This window comes from Sphingopyxis sp. MWB1, from assembly GCF_000763945.1.
Taxonomy (GTDB): Bacteria; Pseudomonadota; Alphaproteobacteria; order Sphingomonadales; family Sphingomonadaceae; genus Sphingopyxis.
The window spans coordinates 1,122,770-1,149,580 of the sequence record NZ_JQFJ01000002.1; the positions used below are offsets into that span (position 1 = coordinate 1,122,770).

Annotated in this window: 27 protein-coding genes; 11 read left to right on the forward strand and 16 right to left on the reverse strand. The window is 59.8% G+C overall.

Annotated features, from left to right (window positions below; genetic code table 11):
* Positions 1-12: 12 nt before the first annotated feature.
* Genes trbB through JV18_RS0106195 form a run of 3 tightly spaced genes read right to left on the reverse strand, consistent with a single transcriptional unit; the run spans position 13 to position 3,484 of the window.
* The gene (gene trbB / locus JV18_RS0106185) at positions 13-1,017 is read right to left on the reverse strand and encodes a P-type conjugative transfer ATPase TrbB (RefSeq protein ID WP_033073835.1); all 1,005 of its coding nucleotides are present in this window, start codon (positions 1,015-1,017) and stop codon (positions 13-15) included.
* Positions 1,014-1,439, reverse strand: a complete 426-nt coding sequence (locus JV18_RS0106190; RefSeq protein ID WP_033073836.1) for a hypothetical protein — start codon at positions 1,437-1,439, stop codon at positions 1,014-1,016. Before JV18_RS0106190 ends, trbB begins: the two co-directional genes overlap by 4 nt.
* Before the next feature lie 2 nt (positions 1,440-1,441).
* Entirely contained in the window at positions 1,442-3,484 is a 2,043-nt protein-coding gene (locus JV18_RS0106195) for a conjugal transfer protein TraG (protein WP_033073837.1), read from the reverse strand.
* A 274-nt stretch (positions 3,485-3,758) separates the two neighbouring features.
* Between JV18_RS0106195 and JV18_RS0106200 the strand changes: the two genes are divergently transcribed.
* Together JV18_RS0106200 and JV18_RS0106205 are read left to right on the forward strand one after the other, a co-directional pair.
* Positions 3,759-4,763 (forward strand): GSU2403 family nucleotidyltransferase fold protein, encoded by a 1,005-nt coding sequence (locus JV18_RS0106200; protein WP_033073838.1) that lies wholly within the window; start codon positions 3,759-3,761, stop codon positions 4,761-4,763.
* A gap of 161 nt (positions 4,764-4,924) precedes the next feature.
* Positions 4,925-5,506, forward strand: a complete 582-nt coding sequence (locus JV18_RS0106205; RefSeq protein ID WP_033073839.1) for a hypothetical protein — start codon at positions 4,925-4,927, stop codon at positions 5,504-5,506.
* On the opposite strand, the gene JV18_RS0106210 is transcribed toward JV18_RS0106205, so the two are convergent.
* From JV18_RS0106210 to JV18_RS0106225, 4 genes are read right to left on the reverse strand one after another with little or no spacing between them, the layout of a single operon-like run.
* Positions 5,501-6,445 carry a hypothetical protein gene (locus JV18_RS0106210; RefSeq protein WP_033073840.1) on the reverse strand — a complete coding sequence of 315 codons (945 nt, stop codon included), beginning with the start codon at positions 6,443-6,445 and terminating at the stop codon, positions 5,501-5,503. The genes JV18_RS0106205 and JV18_RS0106210 overlap by 6 nt on opposite strands.
* The gene (locus JV18_RS0106215) at positions 6,442-8,457 is read right to left on the reverse strand and encodes an ORC-CDC6 family AAA ATPase (RefSeq protein ID WP_033073841.1); all 2,016 of its coding nucleotides are present in this window, start codon (positions 8,455-8,457) and stop codon (positions 6,442-6,444) included. Before JV18_RS0106215 ends, JV18_RS0106210 begins: the two co-directional genes overlap by 4 nt.
* A gap of 3 nt (positions 8,458-8,460) precedes the next feature.
* Positions 8,461-9,489, reverse strand: coding sequence for a phosphoribosyltransferase-like protein (locus JV18_RS0106220; RefSeq protein WP_033073842.1), 1,029 nt, complete (start codon positions 9,487-9,489; stop codon positions 8,461-8,463).
* Positions 9,486-10,841, reverse strand: coding sequence for a DNA methyltransferase (locus tag JV18_RS0106225; RefSeq protein ID WP_160174165.1), 1,356 nt, complete (start codon positions 10,839-10,841; stop codon positions 9,486-9,488). Before JV18_RS0106225 ends, JV18_RS0106220 begins: the two co-directional genes overlap by 4 nt.
* A gap of 235 nt (positions 10,842-11,076) precedes the next feature.
* Between JV18_RS0106225 and JV18_RS0106230 the strand changes: the two genes are divergently transcribed.
* From JV18_RS0106230 to JV18_RS0106250, 4 genes are all read left to right on the forward strand, one after another.
* Complete coding sequence (locus JV18_RS0106230) at positions 11,077-11,961, forward strand: DUF4238 domain-containing protein (RefSeq protein ID WP_033073843.1); 885 nt, start codon at positions 11,077-11,079, stop codon at positions 11,959-11,961.
* Positions 11,962-12,286: 325 nt separating this feature from the next.
* The gene (locus JV18_RS0106235; RefSeq protein WP_033073844.1) at positions 12,287-13,081 is read left to right on the forward strand and encodes a hypothetical protein; all 795 of its coding nucleotides are present in this window, start codon (positions 12,287-12,289) and stop codon (positions 13,079-13,081) included.
* A 687-nt stretch (positions 13,082-13,768) separates the two neighbouring features.
* The gene (locus JV18_RS0106245) at positions 13,769-14,824 is read left to right on the forward strand and encodes a thiamine-phosphate kinase (protein ID WP_144243871.1); all 1,056 of its coding nucleotides are present in this window, start codon (positions 13,769-13,771) and stop codon (positions 14,822-14,824) included.
* Positions 14,825-14,954: 130 nt separating this feature from the next.
* Complete coding sequence (locus JV18_RS0106250) at positions 14,955-15,584, forward strand: tyrosine-type recombinase/integrase (protein WP_033073847.1); 630 nt, start codon at positions 14,955-14,957, stop codon at positions 15,582-15,584.
* Between the two features lie 179 nt (positions 15,585-15,763).
* Here JV18_RS0106250 and JV18_RS0106255 read toward each other — a convergent pair whose 3' ends face one another.
* The 6 genes from JV18_RS0106255 to JV18_RS0106280 all read right to left on the reverse strand — a co-directional run bounded on the left by JV18_RS0106255 (position 15,764) and on the right by JV18_RS0106280 (position 20,947).
* Positions 15,764-16,465 carry a hypothetical protein gene (locus JV18_RS0106255; protein ID WP_144243872.1) on the reverse strand — a complete coding sequence of 234 codons (702 nt, stop codon included), beginning with the start codon at positions 16,463-16,465 and terminating at the stop codon, positions 15,764-15,766.
* Positions 16,466-16,705: 240 nt separating this feature from the next.
* Entirely contained in the window at positions 16,706-18,670 is a 1,965-nt protein-coding gene (gene rlxS, locus JV18_RS0106260; protein WP_033073849.1) for a relaxase/mobilization nuclease RlxS, read from the reverse strand.
* Between the two features lie 335 nt (positions 18,671-19,005).
* Positions 19,006-19,362, reverse strand: a complete 357-nt coding sequence (locus tag JV18_RS0106265) for a hypothetical protein (protein WP_033073850.1) — start codon at positions 19,360-19,362, stop codon at positions 19,006-19,008.
* Between the two features lie 265 nt (positions 19,363-19,627).
* Positions 19,628-20,227, reverse strand: a complete 600-nt coding sequence (locus tag JV18_RS0106270) for a lytic transglycosylase domain-containing protein (RefSeq protein WP_033073851.1) — start codon at positions 20,225-20,227, stop codon at positions 19,628-19,630.
* Positions 20,215-20,715: a S26 family signal peptidase gene (locus JV18_RS0106275; protein ID WP_081944706.1), complete on the reverse strand. Its 501-nt coding sequence runs from the start codon at positions 20,713-20,715 to the stop codon at positions 20,215-20,217. The genes JV18_RS0106270 and JV18_RS0106275 overlap by 13 nt, the downstream gene beginning before the upstream one ends.
* The gene (locus JV18_RS0106280) at positions 20,708-20,947 is read right to left on the reverse strand and encodes a helix-turn-helix domain-containing protein (protein WP_033075018.1); all 240 of its coding nucleotides are present in this window, start codon (positions 20,945-20,947) and stop codon (positions 20,708-20,710) included. Before JV18_RS0106280 ends, JV18_RS0106275 begins: the two co-directional genes overlap by 8 nt.
* Before the next feature lie 194 nt (positions 20,948-21,141).
* On the opposite strand from JV18_RS0106280, the gene JV18_RS0106285 reads away from it, so the two are divergent.
* Entirely contained in the window at positions 21,142-21,342 is a 201-nt protein-coding gene (locus tag JV18_RS0106285) for a hypothetical protein (protein ID WP_033073852.1), read from the forward strand.
* Positions 21,343-21,345: 3 nt separating this feature from the next.
* Here JV18_RS0106285 and JV18_RS0106290 read toward each other — a convergent pair whose 3' ends face one another.
* The 3 genes from JV18_RS0106290 to JV18_RS0106300 form a co-directional block, all read right to left on the reverse strand.
* Positions 21,346-22,215 carry a restriction endonuclease gene (locus JV18_RS0106290; RefSeq protein WP_081944707.1) on the reverse strand — a complete coding sequence of 290 codons (870 nt, stop codon included), beginning with the start codon at positions 22,213-22,215 and terminating at the stop codon, positions 21,346-21,348.
* Entirely contained in the window at positions 22,212-23,120 is a 909-nt protein-coding gene (locus JV18_RS0106295; protein WP_033073853.1) for a HEPN domain-containing protein, read from the reverse strand. Before JV18_RS0106295 ends, JV18_RS0106290 begins: the two co-directional genes overlap by 4 nt.
* Before the next feature lie 88 nt (positions 23,121-23,208).
* A complete protein-coding gene (locus JV18_RS0106300) occupies positions 23,209-23,532 on the reverse strand; it encodes a DUF736 domain-containing protein (protein WP_033073854.1) in 324 nt (107 codons plus the stop codon).
* 266 nt (positions 23,533-23,798) lie between these two features.
* Here JV18_RS0106300 and JV18_RS14620 point away from each other — a divergent pair, with 266 nt between their 5' ends.
* The 4 genes from JV18_RS14620 (at position 23,799) to JV18_RS15365 (ending at position 26,622) form a co-directional block, all read left to right on the forward strand.
* Positions 23,799-24,197, forward strand: a complete 399-nt coding sequence (locus tag JV18_RS14620) for a hypothetical protein (protein ID WP_144243873.1) — start codon at positions 23,799-23,801, stop codon at positions 24,195-24,197.
* A 307-nt stretch (positions 24,198-24,504) separates the two neighbouring features.
* Positions 24,505-24,864, forward strand: coding sequence for a hypothetical protein (locus JV18_RS15195; RefSeq protein WP_144243874.1), 360 nt, complete (start codon positions 24,505-24,507; stop codon positions 24,862-24,864).
* 61 nt (positions 24,865-24,925) lie between these two features.
* A protein-coding gene (locus tag JV18_RS0106315) for an IS3 family transposase (RefSeq protein ID WP_443027765.1) occupies positions 24,926-26,091 on the forward strand; the annotation gives its coding sequence in 2 pieces (ribosomal slippage) (positions 24,926-25,178 and positions 25,178-26,091; 1,167 coding nt in all).
* Between the two features lie 363 nt (positions 26,092-26,454).
* Positions 26,455-26,622: a hypothetical protein gene (locus JV18_RS15365; RefSeq protein WP_160174166.1), complete on the forward strand. Its 168-nt coding sequence runs from the start codon at positions 26,455-26,457 to the stop codon at positions 26,620-26,622.
* The last annotated feature ends 189 nt before the right edge of the window (positions 26,623-26,811 follow it).

Below are 26,811 nucleotides of genomic sequence, written 5' to 3' on the forward strand. Positions count from 1 at the left end.
TATCTCCTTCTTTCATGATGTTGGAACGACATCTTCGATCGCGTAGCAGCCACCGGAGCGCAGCCCGGAAACGCGCGCGACGGTTTCGACGCGGCGCGCGAGCCCGCGCCCGGCGATGAAGACGATGATGTCGACCGCATCGGCGATCAGCGCGCGCGGCACGGTGATCACGGCTTCCTGGACGAGCTGCTCGAGGCGGTAGAGCGCGGCGGCCGCGCTGTTGGCATGGATCGTCGCGATCCCGCCCGGGTGGCCGGTATTCCACGCCTTGAGCATGTCGAGCGCCTCGCGCCCGCGCACCTCACCGACGATAATGCGATCGGGCCGCAGCCGCAGCGTCGCGCGGACGAGATCGGCCATGGTGACCGCGCCTGCCCCGCCCTCGCCGGGAGCGGCGCCGCCGCGCGCGCGCCGCGTGCGCAGCGCGACGACGTCGCGCGCGGCGCATTGGAGCTCGCGCGTATCCTCGATCAGGATCACCCGCTCGTCGCGCTCGCCCATCGCGGCGAGCAGCGCATTGGCGAGCGTGGTCTTGCCCGAGGAAGTGCCGCCTACGACAAGGATATTGCGGCGCTCGGTGACCGCCTGCGCCAAGAGCCGCGCCGTCGCCGCGGGCATGATGCCGTCCCTCGCATAATCGCCGAGCGTGTAGATGCGCGCGGCGGGCTTGCGGATCGCGAAACAGGGCGCGGTCGATACCGGCGGCAATATGCCTTCGAAACGCTCGCCCGCCCCCTCGCCGTGCGGAGGCAGTTCGGCCGAGACGATCGGCGATGCCGCATGCGCCTCGCTGCGGGCGTGCGAGGCGACGAGGCGGATGATACGCTCGACCTGCGCGGGCGCGAAAATTGTGCCGCTGTCGCTTCGCCCGTCGCCCAGGCGGTCGATCCACAGCCGCCCGTCGGGGTTGACCATGATTTCGGCGACATGCGCGTCGGCGAGCGCGGCGGCGATCGTCGGCCCCATCGCGGTCTGGAGCATCGCGCGGCTGCGCGCAGCGGAGAGACTCTCGCTCACGCCCTCCTCCCCGGCGCGCTGCGGGCTGCACCGAGCGTGTGCTTGCCGCTCGCCATCGCTTCGCCGACGCGCTCGACGAAGGCGTTGAACCGGTCGCGCCCGAGCGCGCGCGCGGCGTCGTCGCCCTCGGCGAGCGGCGCCTGGACCATGAGCTGGTAGCGCACAAAAAGCGCGAGGCTCTCGAGAAGAATATGGCCGTCGCGCTCGACCCGCCCGAGCGCGAGCGACATGCGGTCGAGCCGCGCGCTGAAGCGGTTCTCGAGTTCGGACACCGCCTGCCTGCCGAGCCAGGCGGTGAGCGCGTCGGTGAGGATGGCCGATTTGCTCGCGCCGGGCCGGGCGGCGAGCGCCTCGAAGTGTGCGCTCAGTTCCTCAGGGAGGAAGAGCTGGTAGCGCACCTTGTTTTCCTTGCGGCGCCCCATGATCAAAGGCCTCCCATCGGATCTTCGCTATCGGCGCGGTCGATCATATGCGCGCGCTGGATTGCGCCCGGACCGGCCGCTGCGCCGCGCACCCGGTCGATCGCGCGCTTGTCGGCGGCGGCGTCATCATCGTCCTTTTCGAACCCGAGCACGTCGAGCGATTTGGGCGGGTTGGCGGGTGCCCGCATCTCGTCGGCCATGCCGGGCGCGCGCTGCTGCTCGCGGCCGCCCTCGTCCCCGGCTTTGCCATCTTCGTCAGCGGCGCCGGCGAGCCGGATGTCGGGACGCTGCGCGAAACCGTCCCAGTCGTTCGGCCTCGGCCCGGGCCGGTCGGGCCAGACCCCGCCTTTGGCGGCGGGCGGGCTGAGCAAGCGCTCCGTGAAATTGGCGTCCTCGAAATAGCGCAGCTTTCTGGCGCGGATCGGCGCCATGCCCGCGACGAGGACGAGCTCGTCGTCGGGCGGCAGCGCCATCACCTCGCCCTGCGTGAGGAGCGGGCGCGCGGTCTCCTGGCGGCTGACCATGACATGCGCGAGCCAGGGCGCGAGCCGGTGCCCGGCATAGTTGCGCATCGCGCGCTGCTCGGTGGCGACCCCGAGCGCGTCGGAGATCCGCCGCGCGGTACGCTCGTCGTTGGTCGCGAAGGCGACGCGGACATGGCAATTGTCGAGGATCGAATTATGCTCGCCATAGGCCTTCTCGATCTGGTTCAGCGATTGGGCGATGAGGAAGGCGCGCACGCCGTACCCCGCCATGAAGGCGAGATTGGTCTCGAAAAAGTCGAGCCGTCCCAATGCTGGAAACTCGTCGAGCATCATCAGGAGCTGGTGGCGGCGCACCGACGAACGGTGGTCGTCGAGCTTTTCGGTGAGGCGGCGCCCGACCTGGTTGAGAATGAGGCGGACGAGCGGCTTGGTACGGCTGATGTCCGACGGCGGCACGACGAGATAGAGCGACAGCGGCGCTTTGCTCCCGACGAGATCGGCGATCCGGAAGTCGCAGCGCGACGTAACCTCGGCGACCGTCGGGTCGCGATAGAGGCCGAGGAAGGACATGGCGGTCGAGAGCACGCCCGAGCGTTCATTCTCGCTCTTGTTCAATAGCTCGCGCGCGGCCGAGGCGACGACCGGATGGACCCTCGGCTCGTCCTTCGTGCCGAGATGATTGGTGGTCATCATCTGCCGCAGCGTCGCGACAAAGGGGCGCTGCGGATCGGAGAGGAAAGTCGCGACGCGCGCGAGCGTCTTCTCCTCCTCGGCGTAGAGAATATGGAGGATCGCGCCGACGAGCAGCGAATGCGAGGTCTTCTCCCAATGGTTGCGGCGTTCGAGCGCGCCTTCAGGGTCGACGAGGATGTCGGCGATATTCTGGACGTCGCGCACTTCGTGCGTGCCGCGGCGCACCTCGATCAGCGGATTATAATGTGCCGACGCCGCATCGGTCGGGTTGAAAAGCAGGGTGTGCGAGAAGCGCGAGCGCCAGCCTGCGGTCAGCTTCCAGTTTTCTCCCTTGATGTCGTGGACGACCGCACTGCCCGTCCAGCTGAGCAAGGTCGGAATGACGAGCCCAACGCCCTTGCCCGAGCGCGTCGGCGCGAAGGCCATGACATGTTCAGGGCCGTCGTGGCGGAGATAGCGCGCACCGTGGCGGCCGAGAAAGACGCCCGCGTCACGGCGCAGCCCGGCGCGGCGGATCTCTCGCGCGCTGGCCCAGCGCGCCGAACCATAAGTGGTGACATGGCGCGACTGCCGTGCGCGCCACAGCGAACTGCCGATCGCCGCGGCGCAGCCGAAGAAACCGCTCGCGGCAGCGAGCATCCCCGCCTTGTCGAACACTTGGGGCGCATAGGCTTCATAATGATACCACCAGGCAAAGATCTGCCACGGGCGGTAGACCGGCGTGCCCAGAAATTCGGACCAGGCCGGGCCAAGCTGCGGCTGGTAGCCGAGCATCGCCGCCGCCCACTGCGTCGCCGCCCACAGCCCGGCGATCATGATCGCGAACACAATGACAATCTGACCGACAAGCAATTTGGTGGGTGTCATGATCTACTCCGCCCCCGGGCGACCGGTCGCCTCGGTTCATGAGCAGCGAGGATCGATAAAAGAGCACGGTTTGAACATTGCGGCCTCGCAGCGCCAAGCCGCGCCAATCAGCGCCAAATGTCCCACGGCACGCCGGCCTCGACCCCACAATAATTTATCGGGACGCGAGGCGGCCTTGCCCTGCTTTTCGTTTCCAGCATGAAAATGCAGGGTAATATCTTGAAAAACTCGGATTTACCCTGCATAATGAAGAAAATAGAAAAAGCAGGGCAACATGAAAGCCGTCACACCGTTCAGCGATGAGCAGGCGCGAAACCTGATCAACATTCGCCAGCAATATGAGGTATGGCGTGACGCCGAGCGCGCGCTCGCCGAAATGCCCTATAATCTGCGCATCAAGGAGGTGTCCGGAAACGCCTATCTCTATGAACTCACCGACCGGGAAGGCAATATGAAGAGCCTGGGTCGGCTGGACGAAGAAAAGCAGGCGCAATTCGATGCTTACAAGAGCGACAAGGAAGCGGTGAAAGCGCGCATCGAGGCCAGCCGAACAATGCTTGCCGAGCGCGCGCGCATCTATCGCTCGCTCAAACTGCCCATGCTCGATCCCGAAGCAGGAAAAATCCTGCGCGAGGCCGATCGACGCCGTCTTCTTGGCAGTCACCTCATGGTGGTCGGCACGAACGCGATGCCCGCCTATCATATCGAGGCGGGCGGCAGGATCCGCGACGTTCCGGAGGAAACGCTCGACTTTGATCTTGCATGGACCGCCGAGCCCCCCGCTGACGAAATTTCGTCGATCTGGATGATGCTGAAGGCTGTCGACCGAACCTATAGCGTCAACACCGAACGCCAGTTTCAGGCGCGCAATGCCAAGGCATATGAGGTCGAGATTCTTGCTGCCCCCAGCACGATCGACGGGATGTTCCGCAAGGACCAGCCGAGGCCGATCCCGCTCCCCGAGCAGGAATGGTTGCTGCTCGGGCGGCAGGTCGATCATGTCGTCATCTCCCGCGACAATGCGCCCGCGCGCATCGTGGCTCCCGATCCGCGCTATTTCGCGTTGCACAAGCTCTGGATGGCCGAGAAGGCCGGTCGCGACCCACTCAAGCGGCCCAAGGATGCCAAGCAGGGCATGCTGCTGCTCGACGCCGTTGCCGAAGCCATGCCCCACTTTCCGATGGATGAGGCGTTTGTCTCCACCCTGCCCCCGGCGCTCCTCCCGCATTTCGATCGTTGGCGCGCCCAATGGAAAGGAGAGCCCGCGCCATCCTGGTAGCGATCAGCCTCCCCGACAGCGATTGTCCGAAGGACTGCTTTGCGCCTCATGTCGGCCGTTCAACGGAAGTAGAGCGGACACCCTAAGCGGTCACTGATACAACGCAAGGCGGCCGCTGATCGCGGGCGGCTAAAACTTGCGATTACGGATGGGCCAAGACGATGCTGAATGAGGGCGATTGGAGAAAAATACAGGCTTTGGAAGACTTCAAATTCTCCGTCGGTGGCTTCTCATTGCTGTCGAATTTGCCGACAGAGAGGCTTCAGGTCGAGCGTGAGGCAGCACGCAGCTATCACGACGCCGCGGTTGTTTCGTACTGCCGACCGTTTACGCAATCCAAGGGGCTTCCGATTCTTTCCTTTAAGTCGATCGGAATTAAACCAAGCTCGACGGAGCGAGCGCTCCATGAGAGGCTTTTGGAGTATCGAAATAAGGTCGTCGCTCACACTGATGTGGACCGCATGAGCCTCGTGCTAACTTCGTCTAGGATTTGGGAAGGCGTCAGATACATGATGCCACATGTTTTCGAGGAAGTCGGCTTCGAGTTTATTGGGGACTTGGACGCGCTCGATGATTGGCTGCGAAAAATTATGACGCCTTTGGCGACGTTTGTATTCGACCTGATGCAAGAGCTTCCGCCCGGAACGCGGATCGACAAAGCTCCCAGAGGCGCCGATCGCCGATTTGGTCCCACCGATGCAGAAATTGTGGCTTTGGGAGAATTTCCAGGTCAATCGCTATGAGAGTTCGATTGGATAGACCCATGTGCGGCCAAGCCCTTTTCCAGTCTCACGAAAGTAGCGGTTGACCACGGGAAATATGACGCTTGATGCACTTCCTTCAAGTTCCTTAAGGTAGAACAGAGCGAAGCCTACGGCCTGCGGCTTTGTCGCCAAGGAGCTGAGGTAGAGATTAGATATGGGAAGCTTAGCTCGAAGCTTTTGGCACGCTTCGGAGAGTGTTGCGGCGGTTACGAATGGATCATTTGCGCTGCTGAAAAACGTCTGGTCTTCAGCGACGTCGGCAGTACCGCTTACGCGATCGAGCCTCAGGAGAGCCTCATGGTACATATCTGCCGAGAGCGACGGCAACGAGTGCACCTGCACAAGGCGCGCTTTCTCGCGGCTCAGAATGACGTGGGCAACAAGCGGGTGATCATAGCCACCTCCCATGATCAAAACATCGTTGCTCGTGTCGGTGGAGTGTTGCCCTTCGTAGCCAGCTACTTGTCGCACCATGCTTACCTCGCCTAGTGCGAAAGTCGTGTCCGCTTTGCGCGCATAATGCTCTGGTTCAGTGTAGAGCAGGCTATACCGAGGGATTTCTCGATCTTTCATCAATCTCATGATGAAGAAGATATGCTGTCGCATTAGCCCCGTGATGTCGATGCAGATGCTCGACGTCGGGTCATCGAGAAGTCCTTCAAAACCTTCCCGGATTAGCTCTGCTTCATGTCGCGACGCGAATTCGCGAACTTCAACTCCGTCGTTGGGAAGTTCTTCTTCAGTGTAGCCATATTCTGGGAGCGACCACCAGATTTTTCGCTTCGCCTTGACCCACGAGAACGTGTCGCGCACGCGGCTATTGTCGTTGAACGCGGAGATGAAGATATCCCATTCATCTGACGATTCCGCTGATAACGCCCGTTTAGCGTCGATATAGTAGTCGAGCGCCGGGATCATGGTTGAAACAGCTCGTCTTGATCTCCTTTGCCGCCGCTTGCGAAGCTTTCAGCTCGCATGCCCGCGACCCGCGCTCGAACTAGGCCGGGGAGAAGGTCTCGGCTATCCTTGTCGAAGATCGCGTTGGCCAAGTCAGGGCGAAGTTCTATATTTCCGCGACGATGCTCAGATATATCCCATTGCGGGGCGAGCATTGGTCCCAACTGATACTTTTGGCTGACTCCGCGGTCGTTTTTGTTCCGGGCGCCCTCACGGACTTGGATAAGGTACGACCAATTTTCGGCAAGCTTGAGGATCTTGCGCGACCGCAGCGAGAGGGTCTCTGTATCAACACTAAACGTACAGAGGTCACATTCAGCCGGTCTGTCGCTGAACCGCACACTACGAAATAGCAGCGCCAGCGCTTCAATCGCCTCGCGCACGTCCTCGCCATCGCCATCTGGTTGGGCATCTTCCCAAAACCACGCCGAGCTGTCGCGGACGCCATTCGATTGAGAGGTTACGCTTATCACGCCGCCGTCGAATGGAGCTTCGTTGGCAAAAAATGAGCGACGGTAGATGTACTTGAGGATTGTAAGGAAATTTCGAGGGATGCCTTGGCTAAGCTCCGTGAGCGTCTTCAGGCCTGCGAAGGGGACGCGTTGGCGGCAGTCTCGATAGAACTGGGCAATAAGGTCGGATCGAAAATAGAGTAGTGTCTTAGCCATCTCTCCGCGTCGATCGCCGCTTCGGTAGGCGCCCGCCTTCTGCTCGATGTTCTTTGCGAGGTTGAGTAGATTAGCCCTCTGCGATGGCCAGCGCCGGTACAACATGAAAATGCTTGTCTTTTCGACGATCGGATCTTCGTCCGCTCTGAGATGCTGAACGATGGCATCGCTCAGGTCGACATCCCCGGGAAAGGCCGCTTCGATATGCTTCCGCAACCGCTTGAAGTACGGACGCTCTCGATCATCAGCATCGTACTTCCTGGCGAGCTCGAGCATCGCCTGCCTCCATTCCTCTTCGCGGCTGAGGCTAACGAAATAGCTATCGAGCGCTTCCTGACCTCTAGGGGCGCGATTGAGGCGTCTTAAGCGCGTCGAAACCAAGCCTTTGATCAGCTTGGTGTATTCCTCTTCTTGGTCTCTCAAGAACTCATCCAGGATTACCTGATGATACTCCGCGTCTAGCTTGTTGGGTTCGCCTGACCCCAAGATCTCGTTGGTCCGAATGCCATACAACCTAGCCCCGACGCGGATGGTGGCGTTCCCCTTCCGATATCGGATTAAGGTGTTGAGGAATCTCTGCTGATCCACAGTCAGATTTTCGGCTTCATCGATCAGATATACGACCGTTTTCCCGGGCATAAAGTCGAGCAATTTTTCAAGAGCTTGCGGGACGCCGTAAATTAGCTTTCCGTGAGAGAACGGAACGGTCAGGCCATCCAAATTGCCTCGGAGAGAACTATTATTCACAACAACATCGATGTTCTTTCTGACCCGGACGAGATACTCGAGACCGTCCGTTAAGGTCCTAAAATTATTCGATACATCCTCGTCAAAAAGGTTGGCGATCTCTGAGGCCAGCGCTGCTTGGGAAGCGTTATCAATTTCATCGATTGCGTGGTCGATCACCGTCTCGAGTAAGGCGGTGACCAGCCAAAGCTCGAAATACATCGCGAAGATGTCGGCCCAAGCAGCGGCGCTTTGGCCCTTTTCCGCAAACCTATGAGGGTTGAGGGCTTCGGTAGGCACGTAAATCCCAATGAACCCCTCACGCTGAATAGCCTCCGTCAGCTTATTCTGATGCCGGGCTGCTTGGACCGGCGCAGAGCAATACCGAAGCAGGTGAGTTTTGCCGCTCCCTTTGCCGCCAAGCAGCATCATTGGTGTAATTTGCTTGGGCTGGAGCACGGACATCAGTCCGCCCTTGTCCTCCATGATATCAACCCAATAGTCCAAAACCTCGGTCACCGAGAAGTTGCTAGCCTTGCTCAGCTCGAATGGGTTCTCTGTGGCTGGAGGAAAGCTCATCTCTTATGCGACCTTTGGGTAGCGCCGGAAGGCGGGCGTCCAAGGGATCGACGATCCGTGCGATTCGTCCATCCAAATTACGGGGATCGTATTGTCTGGCGTATTGTGGTGGAAGCCCATCAAGAGTTCGCTGCCGAGAAAACCATTGGGATGGTTCGGCAGGAGTTTCTCGCCATAGGTCAACGCAACCTTGCGGACGGTGTCGGGCTCAATCTTGTCGGGAACGACTTTCAGATAGCGAGAATCCGCACTTAGGCATTTGTAAGTCTTGTCCAACTCGTAGACCGCGGCTGCCGCTTGTCCAAAGATAGACTGCTCCCGCACGGCCTTCATACCGTCGTCAGTGGAAAACATGGCCAAATATGACAAGGTGACCTCGTCCTTGCACTCCTTAACTTCGGTGAGAAAATCCTTCGAGTATTTGATGGCGGTGTCTCCGGATCCGCAGACATCGTCGACAAATATGTAGCGCTCTACATCGGGATACCGCAGCCGCCGTTGATAACTGCTATCCGGCAATAGATGGCGCTCAAGAATCTGAGCCGTGTCGAGGAAGTGCCTCTTCCGGAGTCCATTCTCCTGACGGAAGAAATATAGGAGGTGGACCCCACTTTCTGAGGGATTTCCGACACCTAGAAATCTCGTCTTTTCCAGCTCGGCCTCCACGAGCCCTCTCAGGAGGTTCGGATCACGAATCCCGTTGTGCTTCTCACGTACTTCCTGGATCAACGGGAGAAGAAACAGGTCACGATACAGAGCTTTAAGAAGAACGCGTATTTCCCGACTGCCGAAGTATAGGAATTGCGACAAAAGATACAAAGCGTGAATGCGCTCTTTTTGGATGTCCAAGCCGGACTCACCCGTGAAGTTCGACATCCAGCGTTCCACTAGATCCCACTTAACCCGACCCTCCCAAGCGCGCTCGCTTAGGATCGTGATGCGGGTGCGCAGCGTCTGCTTTGTTTCCTCCCAATCTGCGCTATCGTCTTCGTCGACGGCATCAAGGGCACGCAGTTCGTCGAGCGGACTCACAGTGATTCTACCGGCTTTTGAAGCAGAATGATCCATTCTTTCGATATCATACCTGCCGTCTTGTTCCGCTTGGTGATCAGCCCTCGTGACCGGATTTCATCAACGAGCCGCAATCTGGTCTGAAGCCCGAGGTCATTTAGAATCTGGGTGAGGTAGCGGGATGATGCAAATTCGCGTCCGCACACTTGATTGTCGCCAATGACGAGCACGAAATAGCCGCCCGGACGAAGCGCCCGCACGCTCTCTTTCAAAGCCAATTGCATCTCTACAAGGTAGGTCGCAACTATTGCTGCTCGACTGGAATTCTCGCGCGAGATCGCAGAGATCAGCGCGTCCGCCTGCTCCAATCCTGATTTCGGGATACGCTGCACTTCTCCCAAGTCGAGATGCTCGCGGCCTATGTTTTTCCGTTCAAAGCCTCTCAGCTCACGTGAGCCAGCCAATCCGAGCCAACCCAGACTAAGGCTCGACGCACGAATGTATTTTTGAGCGCCAGCGTAAGGTGGCGATGTGATAATCAGATCCACCGATGAATCTGGCAGCCGCTTTTTCCCAAGATCATCCCAATCGCTTGCCACGCGCAAGTCTCGCGCATCGTCCCCAACGCAGTGTCGCGCGCGCGATTTGAAGCCCATCTGGCGAAGACTGCAAAAACGCTCTGCATTCGCGAAGAACTGGTTCTCAAAGTGATCCCAAACAAGTGAGCGGGCGCCGACATCGCCAGTGCCGCTGTCTTTTCGACGCACTGGGACGGAAAACCGCGGGTCTGCATTGCTTACTCGGCGACAGACAGAAGAAAACGTGACGAGCAGAAAATCTCGCAAGGGCTTATGGCGTTCGCCAAGAACGGCTGATCGCAGCCGGCAAAGGGCGCGAATGTCGACAGCGGAGTACCAATACTCCAAATTCACCACTGAAGGAGGTTTGCCCGCTCGTGCGAGCTTGTAGCGGTTTTTGACGCCTTCGAATGCGTTGAGAAGTTCGTCATCTGACAGCACCCTGGTCTTAACTTGGGCGATCAGTCGTGCGAGGGGATTTGCGTCGGCGTTGATCGCGTTGCGTCCGGACAGCAGCGCTTCCAATGCTACGGTTCCCGTCCCTCCGAATGGATCCAACACCGTGTCACCTTGCTTGCTCAGTATGCTTGCAGCGAGGAAGAAATGAGCAATTTGAGGTAGAAGCTTCGCAGGGTATGAATGGAGATAGTGAGTGGCACGCTCGCCGACCTTGATCCACGGCACCATCTCTCTGAACGAGACCGCCAAAGCGGAATCTTGATATGTTCCGATCAAGCGGAGCAGTTCGGCCGAGGTATCTACAGGATAAGGATTAAGCGGGCGACGATCAGCCAACCTCGGTCGATTGGCTTTACGTCCTTTTCGCGGCTGCCTCATCGCCGCACTGCCGACCCTGTTCATTCACTGTCCCGCCCGAAATCATTCATTGAGGGCAGTTGCCATACGGATACGCCCCCAGCTAGCGATGTATCGTCGGGCCACTAAAATGCAATACTCCGCTATGCATTGGGGGCGCCCACGCTCACACTAGCAGCTCCAAATTTAGAACTGTGCAATGGAATCGGACCGGATGGTGAACGCAAAGAGCAACGTCCCAAAGAGGCATCACTTTATTCCGCAGATGATGCTGCGCCATTTTACTGATGCGGAAGGCCGCTTGTGGTTTTGGCGGCGAGAATTTGAAAAGGGCGACATCCGTTTCACGTCGACGCAGAACCTGTTTGTGCAGAAGGATTTGTACACAGTGGTGCTGCCAAATGGCGAAAAAGATGTCGCCCTTGAGAAATTCTTCTCATTGCTCGAGGATGTTGGTGTCAAGTTTATCTCAGATTTGGCTGCAATCGTACGAGACGGCTCGGTACCTGATCTCGATGAACGGGCTTGGCAGTTCTGGTCGGACTTCTTTTACTACCATCTTAAGCGCACTCCCGGGTTCATCGAGGCATTTGCCGCTCAAATGAACTTAGAAGGCCGAGTTAAAAAGGCTGTAGCGAAAATCGAGGCCGATCTTCAGGCTTCGGGGACGCAACAGAGCGATCCCGACCTCGCATTGAGGATTCGGCGCAATGCCATCGTTACAGCTCAAAGGTCCCCGCCAAGCGCCGAGGTTCGAGAAGCGTTCAGCAAGATGGGTTTGGCGATTTATGTAAACAGGGATCCCAAAAAGAGCTTTATTGTCGGCGACGTTCCTGGCGCCACGGTCGCATTCCGCCTTCCTGACAGGAGTTGGTCACGGCCAACACTATTTCTGCCTCTGACCTGGGACATTTGTGTTGGCCAGCTTGATCGGCGGAAGGAAGTCGAGGTTGTCGGTGTCGAGCCGGACCAAGTGCGACGCATGAATGAGGCTTCCGCAACGCGTTCCACACTGTTCGCGGGTCGCTCGGAGCAACTTATCGAATCCTTATCGCGCAATGCTGGGTACACGGGCGTGCTGCCGATCATCGAGGAGTGAAGGAGTTGGCCGTGATCGACGGCTTCCCCGTTGGCGCTCAAGAAGCTGGCAGTTCGCAGTCGGCCACTTTACTGCTTCACCTGCCGGTCATGCATGTGCCTCAATAATCGCCATTAATCCTATCGGCGCGTCCCTTCGGTGCGATGGCTGTAACAGAGGGAGTATTCAAGACGCATTTTTCTGGCTGACAGGGAGACTCTTCGTATGAGAGAAGCCGGTGACGGGGAACACCAGCAACGCCAGTGGGCGAGTCTGGCGAGCATTGAAGGGGCGGAAGTTGGGCTCAGAGCGCAAATCTAAGGTCGGGCAACGTACTGCCCATTTCGTGGATCCGATCACGATCGGATTCGATAGGCTTCAAATTCTGATTCAGGAGTTCGCGAAGCGCGTCTACGATCGGTTGTTCTGGGTGACGCCCTTGGCGGTCGCCATCACGCTGTTTGCGACTCTCATCGTTTCGGACTTCAAGGACAGATATGGACTAGAAGCTGACGACTGGCGAAATGGTACGATCTTTCTCCTAGTTGTCTTCTCGATTTGGACCGTAGTCGCCGGGGTGAGGGCGTTTGGGCATCAAAGCATTTCCGATTTGATGGATGGCATCGCAAGGGAGTCTCATTCGCCCGTCCGTAACTATGCGCTGACATACTTCCGCTCCAAGGATGAAAGCGGCGCAAGCCTTCTGCTCGTGTACTTTGACCCGATCTGGCAATGCTATCTAATGCCGTTCGTCAGTCTCCAGCCCGGGCAGTCTGACCCTTCGGACGTTTCGGAATATGCGACCCAGCGGTTCAGCTTGCCAAAGGAAGCGTTCACCGCTCATGAACTTGTCGGTCATGAAGTGCGCCATACAAAAACTTCCGAGGCTTCGCGCAAGTTGACCAACTACCGCTTCACCTTCTACCTGATGAAGATTGGCAAAAAGCACTGCGATCTCTTCCTGAAGCGCGAATTTGAAGAGCAGGAGCGCAAGTACAAATGGCTTACCATCGAGCAGCTCCTCTCGGACACGGTAAGCATGAAGCGCAACGGCGAGGTTTTCTCCTACATGCGCGACGAAAGGTCGAGCTTCTTCGCTGACCGTGTTCCCCGGTCGGTGGAAGAAGCGATCGGAAATTAGTGCGGTGAATCACAAGCAGGATCAGAGTCTCATCGAAGACTGTATCGATCGACTTGAGCGGCAAGGCTATAAAACCGGCGTACTTGAGGATGTCGGCGCGTGCGCGATTGGTACGGCCGCGGTGCGGTTAGCAAGGAGGATCGTCGCGCGAACATCGGTTGACTTAAGCCACCCACTGGGATTTGGGCGCGTTCCGCTCACATCATGGGCATTGGAGCGGCCGCGTGTCGCGGTGCATGTCTGGGACCGGAGCTCAATCAGCCCGGTTTCAGAGGACATCCACGATCACTGCTACGACTTTGTTTCAGTTTGCTGCGCCGGCCGGCTCGAACAACGGGTCTTCGGGCTGGAGCCAAGGTTGGGCGGCTTCTTAGATGCGCGGCCCCTCCTTTATTCGGCGGGCTCCTGCGACGCCGCAGGCTCGGAGGGCGGAGGAACGAACCTTGGAATTGCCGAAGTCAAAAGGTTCTCGGTCGAAGCACCCCAGATCTATGCGATCGGCGCGGACATCCTTCACTCTGCCAGGCCTACGAGCGAGCTCACCATAACTGTTCAGTTTCAGTCGCCGATCGTGAAGCCGCAAGCGCGAGTATATAGACTTGGAGCGCCGACGGTAGAAACGAATTCTTCGGCTCCGATGCCATTCACTCCGGAACGTATGAACCTTGCGCTGACGGAGTGGCGTTGATGCCAGATGGCCTGAAAATGTCAGACGTGGGTGAAAAGGCGTTTCTCGCGAAGCTGCTTCCGACGCTCTCTGTCGACCCAGCGTTCGTAAACGGATTCGGCCATGACGCGAGCGTGATGGACATAGGTCTTCCGGAAACGGATCTGGTCATGAAGATCGACCGGGCGGCCAAGCCGATCTCGGCTTTGAACGGCTGGTCCGACTACCGCGTGTGGGGACGGATGGCCGTCACCGCGAACTGCAGTGACATCTTAACCGTCGGCGGGAGGCCTCGAGGCTTCATGCTGTCGCTTAGCATGCAGGATGACACGCCAGTCGATGTTGCGGAAGCCATCGTGGCGGGAGCTGCAGAGGAATGCCAGCGCCACGGCGTCGCCTTTCTGGGAGGCGATACCAAAGAGGCTATGGGTATGAACGTGGTGGGCGCCGCTCTTGGCACTATCGACAAAAATCGCCATTTCAACAGGCGTGGCGGCAAAGCCGGTGACCTGCTCGTCCTTGCTGGAACCGTTGGTGGTTTCCTAGGTGCTTACCGAACGTGTCAAGCCGGCGGCTTTCCTGAACCAGATGCCGTTGAGTACTTGTCGCGTCCTCGAGCCGCTTGGAAGGAAGCATTGGCGTTAGCTTCACTGGAAGGCGTCAGGAGTGCCTGCGATCTTAGCGACGGACTAAGCTCCAGCGCACTAAGCGTGGTAGGCTCAGGGGCCGGTGCCGTGCTCAACTTCGACGCGCTGCCATTCCATCCTCTCGCGCGAGCGAGCGCGGCCACGAGGGGCGTAGACCTGCTGTCTTACGCTTTCGGTGTCGGTGACTGGGGGATACTCTATGCGGTCGACCCATCGGCTGGGAGCGCCATTGCGGACTTAAAGGCGAAAGGACTTTCGCTCGCGATTGTTGGCCTAGTGGAGTCCGAGCCGGGCCTTCGACTGAGGCGAGGCCACCTGTTCGCCATATCCGCTTCGGAGAATGAGCACTTCAGGCAGCGCATGGAAGACGAAGGGGACTATTTTGACCTTCAGGAAAGCAGTTTGGTTCTGACGTCGTTAGTTCCCTAGCCGCCGCCGGTGCCAGACGCAGCGTCGGCTTCTCCGCCTTTGCGCTTCAAAAGCCGCCAGTCGACTACCGGCCAATCGATTTGATCCGTGCGTTTCCCATTTTGGCCATTTTGGCCGCAGGAGAACGATCATGGGTAGGTCAGAATTCGACTATTTACCTCCACGACCGGCGTGGAATGCCGGTCGAAAGGTTGGCGCAAAGCGGCCGTTAAAACCACGGCAGATTTGGGCAATTCGCTTTCACTTAGATCGAGAGCATCGGCTTCGAGACAGGGCGCTGTTCGATCTTGCGATCGACAGCAAACTGAGGGGCTGCGATCTAGTGAAGATAAAGATCGGCGACCTTGTAGCCGGCGGTGAGTTGAGAACGCGGGCGATGGTGATCCAGCAGAAGACCAATCGGCCCGTTCAGTTCGAAATCATGTCGGATGCTCGCGGGAGCCTCTTGGCATGGCTTGAGCGGCGCGGCGGATCGATCGAGGATTTTGCGTTCCCCAGCCGGGTCGACCACTCCGCTCATATGAGCACGCGTCAATATGCGCGTCTCGTCGATGAATGGGTGACGGCGGTTGGCCTTCGAAGCGAAGATTACGGAACGCATTCGCTGCGCAGAACGAAGGCGTCGATCATCTACAAGGCGACCGGAAATTTGCGTGCGGTGCAGATTCTGCTCGGTCACACTAAGATTGAAAATACCGTGCGATATCTCGGCGTCGACGTTGAAGACGCCTTGACTTTGGCGGAAGGCATCGAAGTCTAACGATCAAATCTCGATAACCTAGAGAGCGAACGCTCTGGATTGCCTTGGAACGTCCGCTCTCTTTGTTTGGTCCCTGAAAGCCGACTGTCTCCAATCGGCCATGTCCTCCCTGAAAGCCCGCATCTCCGTGGCGGACATTCCGAAACAGATGGTCCTGCTGAAATCCGGGGGGCGGCCCTTCAGGCAGTGCCCGCAGCGATGCGTTCCATGAATGACGATATCAGCCTCACGCACGCAAGGCTGGCATTGGGGTTCCTTTTGGCGGCCCGTCCGTTCGGCATTCCGACCATGACGCCCCGGTGGGTCGACTGCTCGACATCGCAGAGCGAGACGCAGTTCAACCCGATAACGGGATCAGGCTTGTGAGCGAGCAACCGGCCCAATTGCCGTTCGGACGATATATAGCCCGTCATATCGGTAACGGAGCTGCCCTCGATCTCCATGGTGCCGTCCTGATCAACCACGCGGGCGGCCATCATCGGCTTGTGATTCTCGTCCGGTCCCCTGTCGTGAACGATCAAGTGCAGGATTCCGACATATGGGAAACCCGCTTCCAACAGACCATTGGCCTGCGTGATCCCCAACCGATCCGTGCTCTTGTTCCATCGAGGAGCCTTGAGCGACAGGCGCTTGATCTCGATCGCGGCAGCCTTGCCGAGGTGGAACTTGCTGCCTTGGTGCGGAATGATGAGAAGGTCGATATCTCCCGGTTGCCCCAATCTCGACAGCCCGAGGTCGGTTCGAGGAATGTTTCCCAGGAAGACATACTCCCATCCGTCTGCTGCCTTGAGGCCGTGCACATCGGTCATGACGAAGCCGAAAAACTCATAAAGCCGGGCCGAACCGAACAATATCTCGCTGACCAGCTCGTGTTCGGTCATGTCGTACAGCTGCTTGCCCGGCGTCCGCCTGAACCCGCTTCCTCCTTTCGAAGCCTCGCTTTCCGGCATGATTGATGAAAGCTCCCAGTTCGCCGCCCTGATTGTATATGTTTTCTGGCCCTGCAAGTCACCGAAGTCTAGCCAGTAAGGTATCCCAGAGCGAGCATTCTAGCCCGTAACGAAATGCCTGCTCTCTCTGTTCGGCTCCCAAAAGCAGACGGTCTTCAACCGGCCATTCAGTCAGGATATCGTCGGACCGCCGCGCTGACGACCCAGGGACCAGCTGATCGCCCCCTCCCGCACGATTCCCGACACGGGCTTGCCCACATGCCGGGCGAGCACAGGCCGCCACGGTACCAGGGTGAAATCGCGTGATCGCTCGACCAGCGCGAGGCGGCCGCTCGCCGTGTCGACCGGTCTGACCAGCCGGCCCTCGACCCGATCGCCTGACTTCGATTCGGTAAAGGGTTTGCCGAGTTCGTCCGCCAGTTGTCCGGCAAGGCGCAGAAGTTCGCGGTGCTGCAATCTGGCGAGCATGCCCTTTCGGTAAACGATGCGTCCTTCCCTCTCCTCTGCCAGTTGCTCGGCGAGCAACCATTGTCGGCGCTGCGCCAGAGCAGCCCGAAGCTCGCGGCCGAAGCCGGCGTCGCGAATGGCGGACGGTTCTTCATCCATAAGCTCCCGATCGAGCCAGGTCGGCGCGTCCATGGTCGGCAACTGTTCGATCGGTGCCGTGGACAATATCTCGACCTCGACAGGCCGGTCTCGAAGCCGACCTGTCTCGAACCTTTGTACCTTGTCGAGATGATCGGGGGTGATAATCCAGCTTCCATCGGGTTCGCGCTCGACGTTTCGCATCACCCGCCGCATCGCCTCGAGCCGCCGGACATGCGTCTCGGCGAAGCGCTCGCTCGCGGTCGGGTCGTGCCGCAAATGCGCGTCGATCGTATAACGCCCGCCATTGGCGGCGACTTCGACGATGGTGCGATCGACTGGACGCACATCGCAGGCGCGCGGAGCAATCCTGACGATGGCGTTGTCAGCTATCGGTTCGACAGCGTCGCCCTTACCAATCTCGACATAATGGGTGCGCCCGTCGATCACGTCGACCAGCAGATAATGACGGTCACTATGTTCATCGGCGAGACCGCGGACGACGACACGACCGACGATCGGCGATGCGCCCTCGGCCCCGGGATCGTAGATGACACGGTCGGCGGCCGCGCGGTCGAGATTTTGCGCCGTCAATTCGCGCTGCATGGTGCGGATGATGTCGCCGCGCTCGCCGATCCGGCGCAGCCGACCCACAAGATCGGCTTCGAGCCGCCAGCTGTCACCACCGAGATGGGTGGCCAACCCTAGGCGCGTGAGCTTCTGGAGACGCCCGGCACGGAGCGACTGGTGGAACGGATCAGCATCGCGGGCCATGACCAGCCGCGTGTCATCCATGCCGCGAACAAGCTGGCGATCAATGGAGGTCAATCTCTCGGCCGTCACATCGCTGCGCAAGCGCTCCTCGATCTCAAGGTCGGTGCGCGGGCCGAGATCTAGATTTACAATGTCGACGGCGCGCTGGCGAAGGCCGCTCGAAATATATTCGCGCGCGATCACCAGATCCTTGCCGCGATCATTCTTGCCGCGCAGCAGTATATGGCTGTGCGGATGGCGGGTGTTGAAATGATCGACCGCGACCCACTCGAGCCGCGTCCCGAGATCCTGTTCCATCTGCGCCATCAGCCGCCGAACGAAAGGCTTGAGGTCAGGAAACTGGTCGGCATCCTCCGGGGAAACGATAAAGCGAAATTGATGACGGTCGCCCGACGACCTTTCGAGAAACGCCTTGCCGTCGGCGACGTCGCGGTCGGCGGAATAAAGTTCCCCGGGCAGACCTTCGCGAGTGACGCCGTCGCGCTGGACGTAGCGGAGATGCGCGCGGGCGCTGGCCATGCCCTGCCCGGCCAGCTTCGCGAGCCGCATCTTGACGATGACGCGGCGGGAGCGGAACGCGGCCAGCCGATCGCGCGAGGAGAGGACCCGCGCAACGCTCGCACCGCGACCGATCCGGCTGCCGTCGAACCCCCCACGCGCCGCCGGGCGCTTGCCGCGCCGCCGCGCCGCGCGCACGACTAGCGCGAGATAACGCGCGTCCTTGCCGCGGCCGCCGATACGACCGAGGCGCGGGGTGAAATCGTCGTCGTCCGTCATGCGTCGTTCCCGAACGGATTGACGCTTCCCGCAGCCAAGATGGCAAATCGGCGGCATATGACAAGGAGTCTCGCATTTGCGCCCGATGAACGGCGGAAATCCGTGCATGCCGTGCCGCTTGTCTCGCGCCTACGCGGCGTATCTCGCGAAAATCGCGGAAAAAGGATGTGCAGACAACAGCTTACAATATCGCGAGATATTGCTTCTATCTTGCTTTCCCCGCCCCCATCCCAAACCGCCGGTCCAGATCGCCTGCGCCTCCCCCGCCACCCAGTCGAGGAAAAAAAGAGAAGCGACGCCGGTCCGGCGCCGCTCCTCGAAAATCGCATCGGCGTTCAGGCGATCGCGAACGCGGTGCGTGCTTCCATCTCGTCTGCAAAATTGCGCCGTCCCATGATCCCGTGCGCATGGCCCTCGCCATCGACGATCATCATCGCCGTGAACCATGCGCCTTCGATCCTGCCCAGGATCGCGATCCGGTCGAGCTCGATCTCGTCATCTTCGATGCGTTCATAGGCGCCGATCCAGCGTTCCCCGATCCGCGCCTCCCAGAGGAAATCGACCTCCTCGGCTTCGAGAAAACGCTGCGCCAGCGCCGACGCCGCACCGCGACCAAACTCGACTTCGAGCCCCGCAACGAGGCTTTGCAACACGCGATCCGATGCCGCGCCGATATGGTGACAGATGTTCATGACAGGCTCCTTCCATCGCCCCGAACCGTTCGAGGACCAGCCCCCGACGACGGGCGGTGGAGCGGCTGTCAGGGCCGCCGGAGCGCCAGCGAAGGCGCCGCGAAGCGGCGGCGGAGGAACCGATTTTGTTGCAGAAACAAGAAGACAAACGCGCGCGAAGCGCGCTCAATCGACAACAAAATTGGAGGGGCCGCCGGCCTTGATAGGCGCTCCGCCGGCCGTCACACTCGGACTTGCCGAGACGAACCCCTCCCCACCCCGCGTCTCAGCGCATCGGCCGCTTGATGAAGAAGATGGCGTCCTTCTCGGGCTCGGCGGGATGCCCATCGCGCACCTCGCGGCGCGGATCGACATCAATCGGAGACAGGCGAGGCACCGCCGGCGGGGGCGCGGCTTGGAGCCCGCCAGTCACGGCGTGAAGATAGGCAATCGTCTCGGCGGGAAGGCGCGCGCGCCCGGCAAGATAGGCCGCATACCGGCCGGGCCCGGCGTTGTAGGCGGCGAACATGCCGGGATATCCAAAGCGATCATACATCAGCCGCAGACAGAAGCTACCCGCCAGAATATTGTCGCGCGGATCGTGCGGATCGCGCCCGAGACCCAGCCGCGCGCGCATCTCGGCCCAGGTTCCCGGCATCAGCTGCATCAGCCCCATCGCGCCTGCGCGGCTGGTGATCGCACGGCCGTGGAGCGTCGTGCGCCCGCCGCTTTCGGCGCGCATCACGCGCTCGATCCAGTCGGCGGGAACGCCGAAACGCGCCGATGCCTCGGCGATATGCGGCTGCCACTGCACGACCGGATCGGCGCGTGCGGGCGATGCGCAGAGCAAGACGAGCGCTGCGACGGCGAGCTTCAGCGGAGCCACAGCGGGACCGCCTTGCCGATGATGTCGCGCCGCAGGGTGACACCAAAATAGCGTCCGTCGAACGAGTTGGGCGCGTCGATAAGCAACAGAATCTGCGCGTCGCCCAGCAGCTTGCAACCGTGCCAGACGGGCATGGCGCGTCCTGCCGCGTCGAACCGGCGGCGCGCCGCGACGGCCTCGCCGTTAACGAAGACCATATGGTCGTTCGCGCAAATATGGTCGCCGGAAACAGCGGCGACGCGTTTGATGAGCGGGACATTGGCGGGGAGATAATGGCGGCGCGCCGCGAAGCCGCGCCATGGCTGGGCGAGCCGCGCGGCGACCATGTCGCCGCGTCCCGGGGTCGCGTCGGGATCGATCGTCCACAGCCCGACGGGCGCGCTCGCGCTAGCGTTCCACAGGAGACGCAGCTGCGGCGGCCGCATCATTGTCGCGATCGATCCGCAGAGAAGGACAGCGACTCCGAGCATGGCGATGGCCCTACGCATCGCCGCCAGCCTCGCCCTGTTGCTGCGACCATCGGTCGAGATCGTCGATATGATAGCGAAGGTGGCGGCTGTGCCGGCGGTAGCGCGGGCCGGTGCCGGCGGTCCGATATTCCTGCAAGGTCCGCTCGGACAGGCCAAGATAGAAAGCCGCCTGCGCGGGGCTCAGGAACGGCGATTTTTTCTGCGCGCGGAGCGCGCGGACTTCGGGATCGTCATCCTTCGATAAAGACATGATCGGCACCTCGGATGTGGCGCGGCGTGTCACCGCAAGGCGCGCTTCAAGTCACACCGATTGCCGCCCGGCGGGAGGCTCGAAAATCGCACCGGCGAAATTCGATCCCCCCGGCTTGCGCGTTTGTTCCTTTTATGTTCTCATATATGTCTGCCGCCGCAGGGCGGGATTCGGAACGATGATGGAGACAAGACGTGCAGCATGATGTGCGCTTGCGCGCAGCCGCGCGCGCAATTTACGAGGCTTGCTATCCGGGCGAGGAATGGGCGCCGGTCGATTTCGAGGAAGCCGAACGCTGCGGCACGGTGCATTATAGGCAGGCAGTCGGCGCAGCGATCGAGGCGCGCGCGGCGCTCAACGAACCGCTCCAGCCCGAGCTTTTCAGCGCGCACTAACGATCATGCTGAGGGAAAAAGCAACCCTACAGGAGCTAGTACCTCGCCGAATTCGGCAGCATGGCGGACCTTGCTCTCCAAGAGCGTGTCGATCGGTATATTCCGATCCAGGGCCTCGTATATGTCTTTGCCTTCCATGCAAATGAGCTTCTTGCCCGCGCGTCCGAATCCATAAAGGCCTACGTCGGTAAAGCCGCCAAAGCTGACGAACAGACCGCGAGTCCATGCGGCTTTTTGCTCAAGCTTTCCATGAAATGCATGTAGTTCTTCGGCGCCGATCTTGTTCTGTTGCCATTTCGCTTCGAGCAGATAGATTTCATTGCCGAGCTCAAAGCTGCCATCGATTTGCTCGCCTGTAAGCTTGAACGGTCCGCGCGCCTTGAGGTGGAATGCGTCGAAAAGCTCCTTCAGATAGGCCTCAAAGGCATAGCCCCGCCGATGCGCATCCATGTCCCACAACTGATTTAACCGATCGCGAAACATCTCATAATTTCGGCGGTCGAAGACCGGCTGCGGCGGCTGACCGGAGCTTGGTTCGCCGCGCTCGAGCCGACCGATCAACGCAAGAAGCTGGCCTTCGCCGAGCGGCCTGATTGTCGATCGTCTCGGTTCCGGGAGGGCTTGGCGGTATTCATATAGGCGGCGCAGAACGCGCGCGGCCGTGCCGTCGTCGACCGCTTTTAGAAAGCAACGTAAGCGGTTTGCTTTCGAGGTGCCCTCGGCTTCGTAGTCACCGCCATAGAGGTCGATGTCGAATTCCAGTTCGAAGAATTCAGCAAAGGTGCGATTGGAGAAGTCCAGGATATAGCCCTTTTCGCTCCCACGCAGCACCTCGTCGACCATTTTCAATTCAGCAGGTTTGATCGAACTCACGGCGCCGGATGCTCTGCGAGAGCATTTTCGGCGATCGATTTCACGGTCGCCTGCAGTCTTTCGATGCGTTCGACGAGCCAGGCAAGCTCCTCGGCGCTGATCCTGTAATGCGGCGAGTAGCGTGCGTTGACATAGGCCTGCTGGAGCAATTCGAAGCAGCGGCGCGCGAATTTCTCGTCGCGCGGCCATATCGGAATGAGGTCGCGCGCGATGTCCTCGGCCTTGTCGCGCAGGAAATTGATCTTGTGCGATTTTGGCGAATAGAGGGTCAGGGTATTGAGCACCGTGTGGTAAAAATGCTCGGTAGCCTGGTGGAGCAGGAAAGCCGCTCGATTGTTATAATTTTGAGCGATGAAGTATTTGGCGCCGTCAAGAAACTCGCTCGCGCTCGCAAACCATTGCTCAAAATGTCCCTGCGCTTCTTGGTGCGCGAGTTCGGGCGACAGCGGCCTCGGTGGATCGAAGGAGTGCGTTCCGAACTCGTAGAGGATGATCCCGTCACGCACGATATCGATGAAGAAGGGCCGCCCGCGCGCGAGCTGGAAATTGACGTCGCCGAGGCTGTGAACGATCAGCCCGACGGGCGCCGAGAGCCGCTTGGTGATGCCGTATTCGCGCAGGAAAGCATCCTCGGCCTTGTACCAGTAGTCGACCGGGTCGGTGAGCCGCGCATCGTTGACGACGACGAGGATGTCGTAATCCGAATAATAGCCGCCCTTGGGATCGGCGACCCAGTCGCCGCGCGCATGGCTGCCATAGAGGATGATCTTGAGGATGCGCCCCTCTTTCTTCCATTGCTGCGTCGCAAGCGCGGTCGCTTCCTCAAACGCGGCGAACAGAATTTCGACGATGCGTTCAAGATCGCGTTGCTTGGCGGCGGGAAGATGGTCGAGATCGGTTTTCATCGGTCGCAGAATCCTAGCCGAATATCGCGCGGCGACAAGAGAAAGGGTGTGCCCCGCGCCCGCCGGGGCGAGCGCGGGGCGTCCTCTGTCAATCGTCGGGGTTCCAGATGACGGCATAGATATTGTCGTCGTCCTGGCCCGCGGCGCGGCCGAGGTTCGCATAAAGCCGGCGCGGCCCGAATTCGGGAGCGGCGAGGCTCAGCGATACATAGTCCTTGCCCGACACCTCGCCGGTGCGCACCCAGCCTGCACCGATTTCGACGCCTTCGGAATAGATACGGAAGTCAGGCTGAACGTCGCTCGCCTTGTTGCGGTTGGGCATGATCTCGATGCTCGCGCGGATCGAGAGCGTCTTGAGCTGGCCGGCAAAGCCCTTTTCGATCGTGCCATTCACAAGTCCGATAGCTGCCATGGTTCGTCTCCTTCATCGCCGCCGGAGACCATCTCCGGAGCGTGAGCGCAAAGCGGACGGGCGCACATAGGGGCGGCGGGCACCCGAAGGGCCGCAGCATCAGCGAAGGACCGGTATCCCCCGCTTTTTTGGCCGCGCAAAGCGCGGCGGCGCGAGGAGCCCTGCGGTACGCGGGGGCGGGGAAAAAAGGGGGCGGGATACCGGTTGCGCGGCGGCAGGCGCCCGGCCAGAAACGCTCACACAGGGCTCCGGATGGCTCCGGAAAAGTGAAGGAAGGGCTGCCCCGCGACTGGGTCGGGGCATCCTTCCCGGTGCTGTTGAAAATATCAGCTGGGATGCCGCTGATACAAGCGAGCCGCGCGGCGGGGGAGCGCCATGGGAATGCCGAGCAGTTCCGCCGAGGGCTGGTCTATACGATGCGCTTCCGCCTACTGAAGCCGAGCATCCGCGTGGCCGGTCGTGTTCAGCCGATCGGGCCGGGTCTGGCAGTACAGGCAGAAATAAGAAAGGGCGATCGGCGAATTATCCGATATCTGTTGTCCCCGGCCAGACACTCGATGGAGCAGGAAGAGAGCGATGATCGCAGGGAGAAAACTCCGATCGAATATTGTTTTTCGAAGGTTTCCGAGGTCCAGAAAACAGAATCCGCTACGGACATTGTATAGAAACGCCACAAGCGCCAACTTGGCCATTTTTCTGATTGATCAAGCGCGTAAAAATACTCAGTGCCAGCAAGTTGCATGGGCGGGTCTCGTTGACCGGTCGCTCGATCAGGTGGGATTTTATTCAGTCAGGATTGGTTTTTGGGCAGCGGAAGAATCCGCAGAATTGGAAACCCCATGCTTGGTCGTGGGATTTGTCTGAACGGCGTCAATCTGATGTTTACTTCCGCTTCGGAGCTTTAATCTTATGGGAAGCATGTTCAGCGAACCTTTTCTAATATCGCGGCGCGGCGTTTTTTTGCTGACATGCATGGTAGCGCCTCTCGCGCTGAGCGGATGCCAGCCCGGCGATCCGGGAAGCAGCCGGGTCTATTTCGATCCGATTCGCTATCGATTGACCGCAGAGGTGGAGACCCCCGCAGGCGTGAGAACGGGATCAAGTGTAATTGAAACGATCTGGGATCGGGGTTTGTCGGGCGCAACTGTTAGGGGCGAGGCGGTTGCCGTCGATCTGCCCAATGGGCAAACGCTCTTTGTGCTTCTCCGTACGGCGGATAATCCGGACTGGGCAGCAGGAGTTCCGGGAATCGACCCTCCTGACGATCTTAGGCGGCCAGTGAATGCGGATGAGCGCGAAGAGGAAGCTGGGCGACAGGTTGCGTGGATGTGACCTGCCCCCCATTTTCTCCACCAGTTGAAGTTAGAGTCCGACCTGAAGAAGGGACGGACAGATGAAGCGGAAGCAGTTTTCGGAAGAACAGATTATCGGCATCCTGAAGGAGGCCGAAGCGGGCGCGGTGGTCACGGATCTGTGCCGTCGTCACGGCATGTCGAGTGCGACCTACTATGCGTGGAAGGCCAAGTTCGGCGGATTGGAGGTGTCGGACGCCAGACGGCTTCGGGCGCTCGAGGAAGAGAACGCGCGCCTGAATCGGCTGCTCGCCGACACGATGCTCGACAATGCGGGTCTGAAGGACCTGCTTTCAAAAAAATGGTGACGCCCGCCGCGAAGCGGGAAGCTGTCGCGCATCTTCAGACGACGCTGGGGATGAGCGAGCGGCGGGCGTGTGCTGTCGTCGGAGCGGATCGCACGAGCATGCGATACCGCTCGTGTCGAGCCGATGATGGCGACCTGCGGTTGCGGTTGCGTGAGCTGGCGCAGCAGCGTCGGCGGTTTGGCTATCGCCGCCTGCATATCCTGCTCCGCCGGGACGGCATCACCATCAACCGCAAAAAGACGCAGCGGCTCTATCGGGAGGAAGGGCTGACGGTGCGCCGCCGGAAGGGACGAAGACGCGCCGTCGGCGCGCGGGCCCCTGCGCCGGTGCTGGCGCTTCCCAACCAGCGCTGGAGCTTGGACTTTGTCCACGATCAGCTCGTCACCGGGCGACGCTTCCGGGTGCTCAACATCGTCGATGACGTGACGCGCGAGTGCTTGGCGGCGGTGATCGATACGTCGATCTCGGGCCGGCGGGTCGTGCGCGAGCTGGGCGATCTGATCGCCAGGCGCGGTGCGCCGAAGATGATCGTCAGCGATAACGGCACGGAGCTGACGTCGAACGCGGTGCTGGCCTGGTGCGGCGATGTCGGGATCGAGTGGCATTATATCGCACCCGGCAGACCAACGCAGAACGGGTTCGTCGAGAGCTTCAATGGTCGCATGCGCGACGAGCTGCTCAATGAGACGCTGTTCTTCACGATCGGTCAGGCGCGCACGATCCTCGCCCGATGGGTCGACGATTACAACACCGAGCGGCCGCACTCCTCGCTCGGCTACGCCACCCCGGCGGCGTTCGCTGCCGAACTCGAAAAGCAACGGGCGGGGTTAACCCCGCCCGTTGCTTCGCCTGCGCTTATGCGCGACAACACCCCTCGGCCTCTAGTTGCAGCTGGATGAAAGATGGGGGTCAGGTCAGATGCGAGCCAACCGAGATTTGCATCATCTTTGGGGAAGCGGCGTACCCAAAGAGCGAGCTCAATATCTTCCGTACATGGTCCGGTTTAAGAACGTACAGGACCCCAGCAGTGTTGAACGGGTATTGCCCAACGATATCTCACGAAGCTTTGGCCCAGGTTATGTGCTGAGAGGCCTGACGGTCCAAATTACGAACGAACCAGTTACCAATCAAATCGAAGAGCGACTAAGTTGGCTGAGCCAATTTCCGGAACCGCGACTTGAGAAGATCCCTACGGGCGGAGTAGCGAATCCTACGTTTGGCCAATCCCTCTCGCATGGTGATTTCCTCAGGAGGAGCCGCAAATGAATCGCTCGGTCTTTCTTTCGCTGCTGGCAATGGACTCTTATCAGCGCGGAAGCGCTGTGGGCATAAGAGGAGTGACCGGGACCGCGATTGGAAAGGCGACGATTCGGGATCTTGAGCTGCCGGCGAACTCGCTCGCAATCGGCTTTTGTGCTTCTGATTATTAATGGAATTCGGAGTAAGTATAAGAGACGCTAAGAATGTTGGACAAGCATTCGTGACCTGACAGCGGTCGGCGCGCTTGAGGGTACATTCGCTTAATTTCCTTGCCCTTTCCGCTTGTTTGATAGCGGCCTCATGCGGTTCAGTGTAATCCAAGCCGAATTAGGAGACTAGCATTCGAATAATTGAGGGAA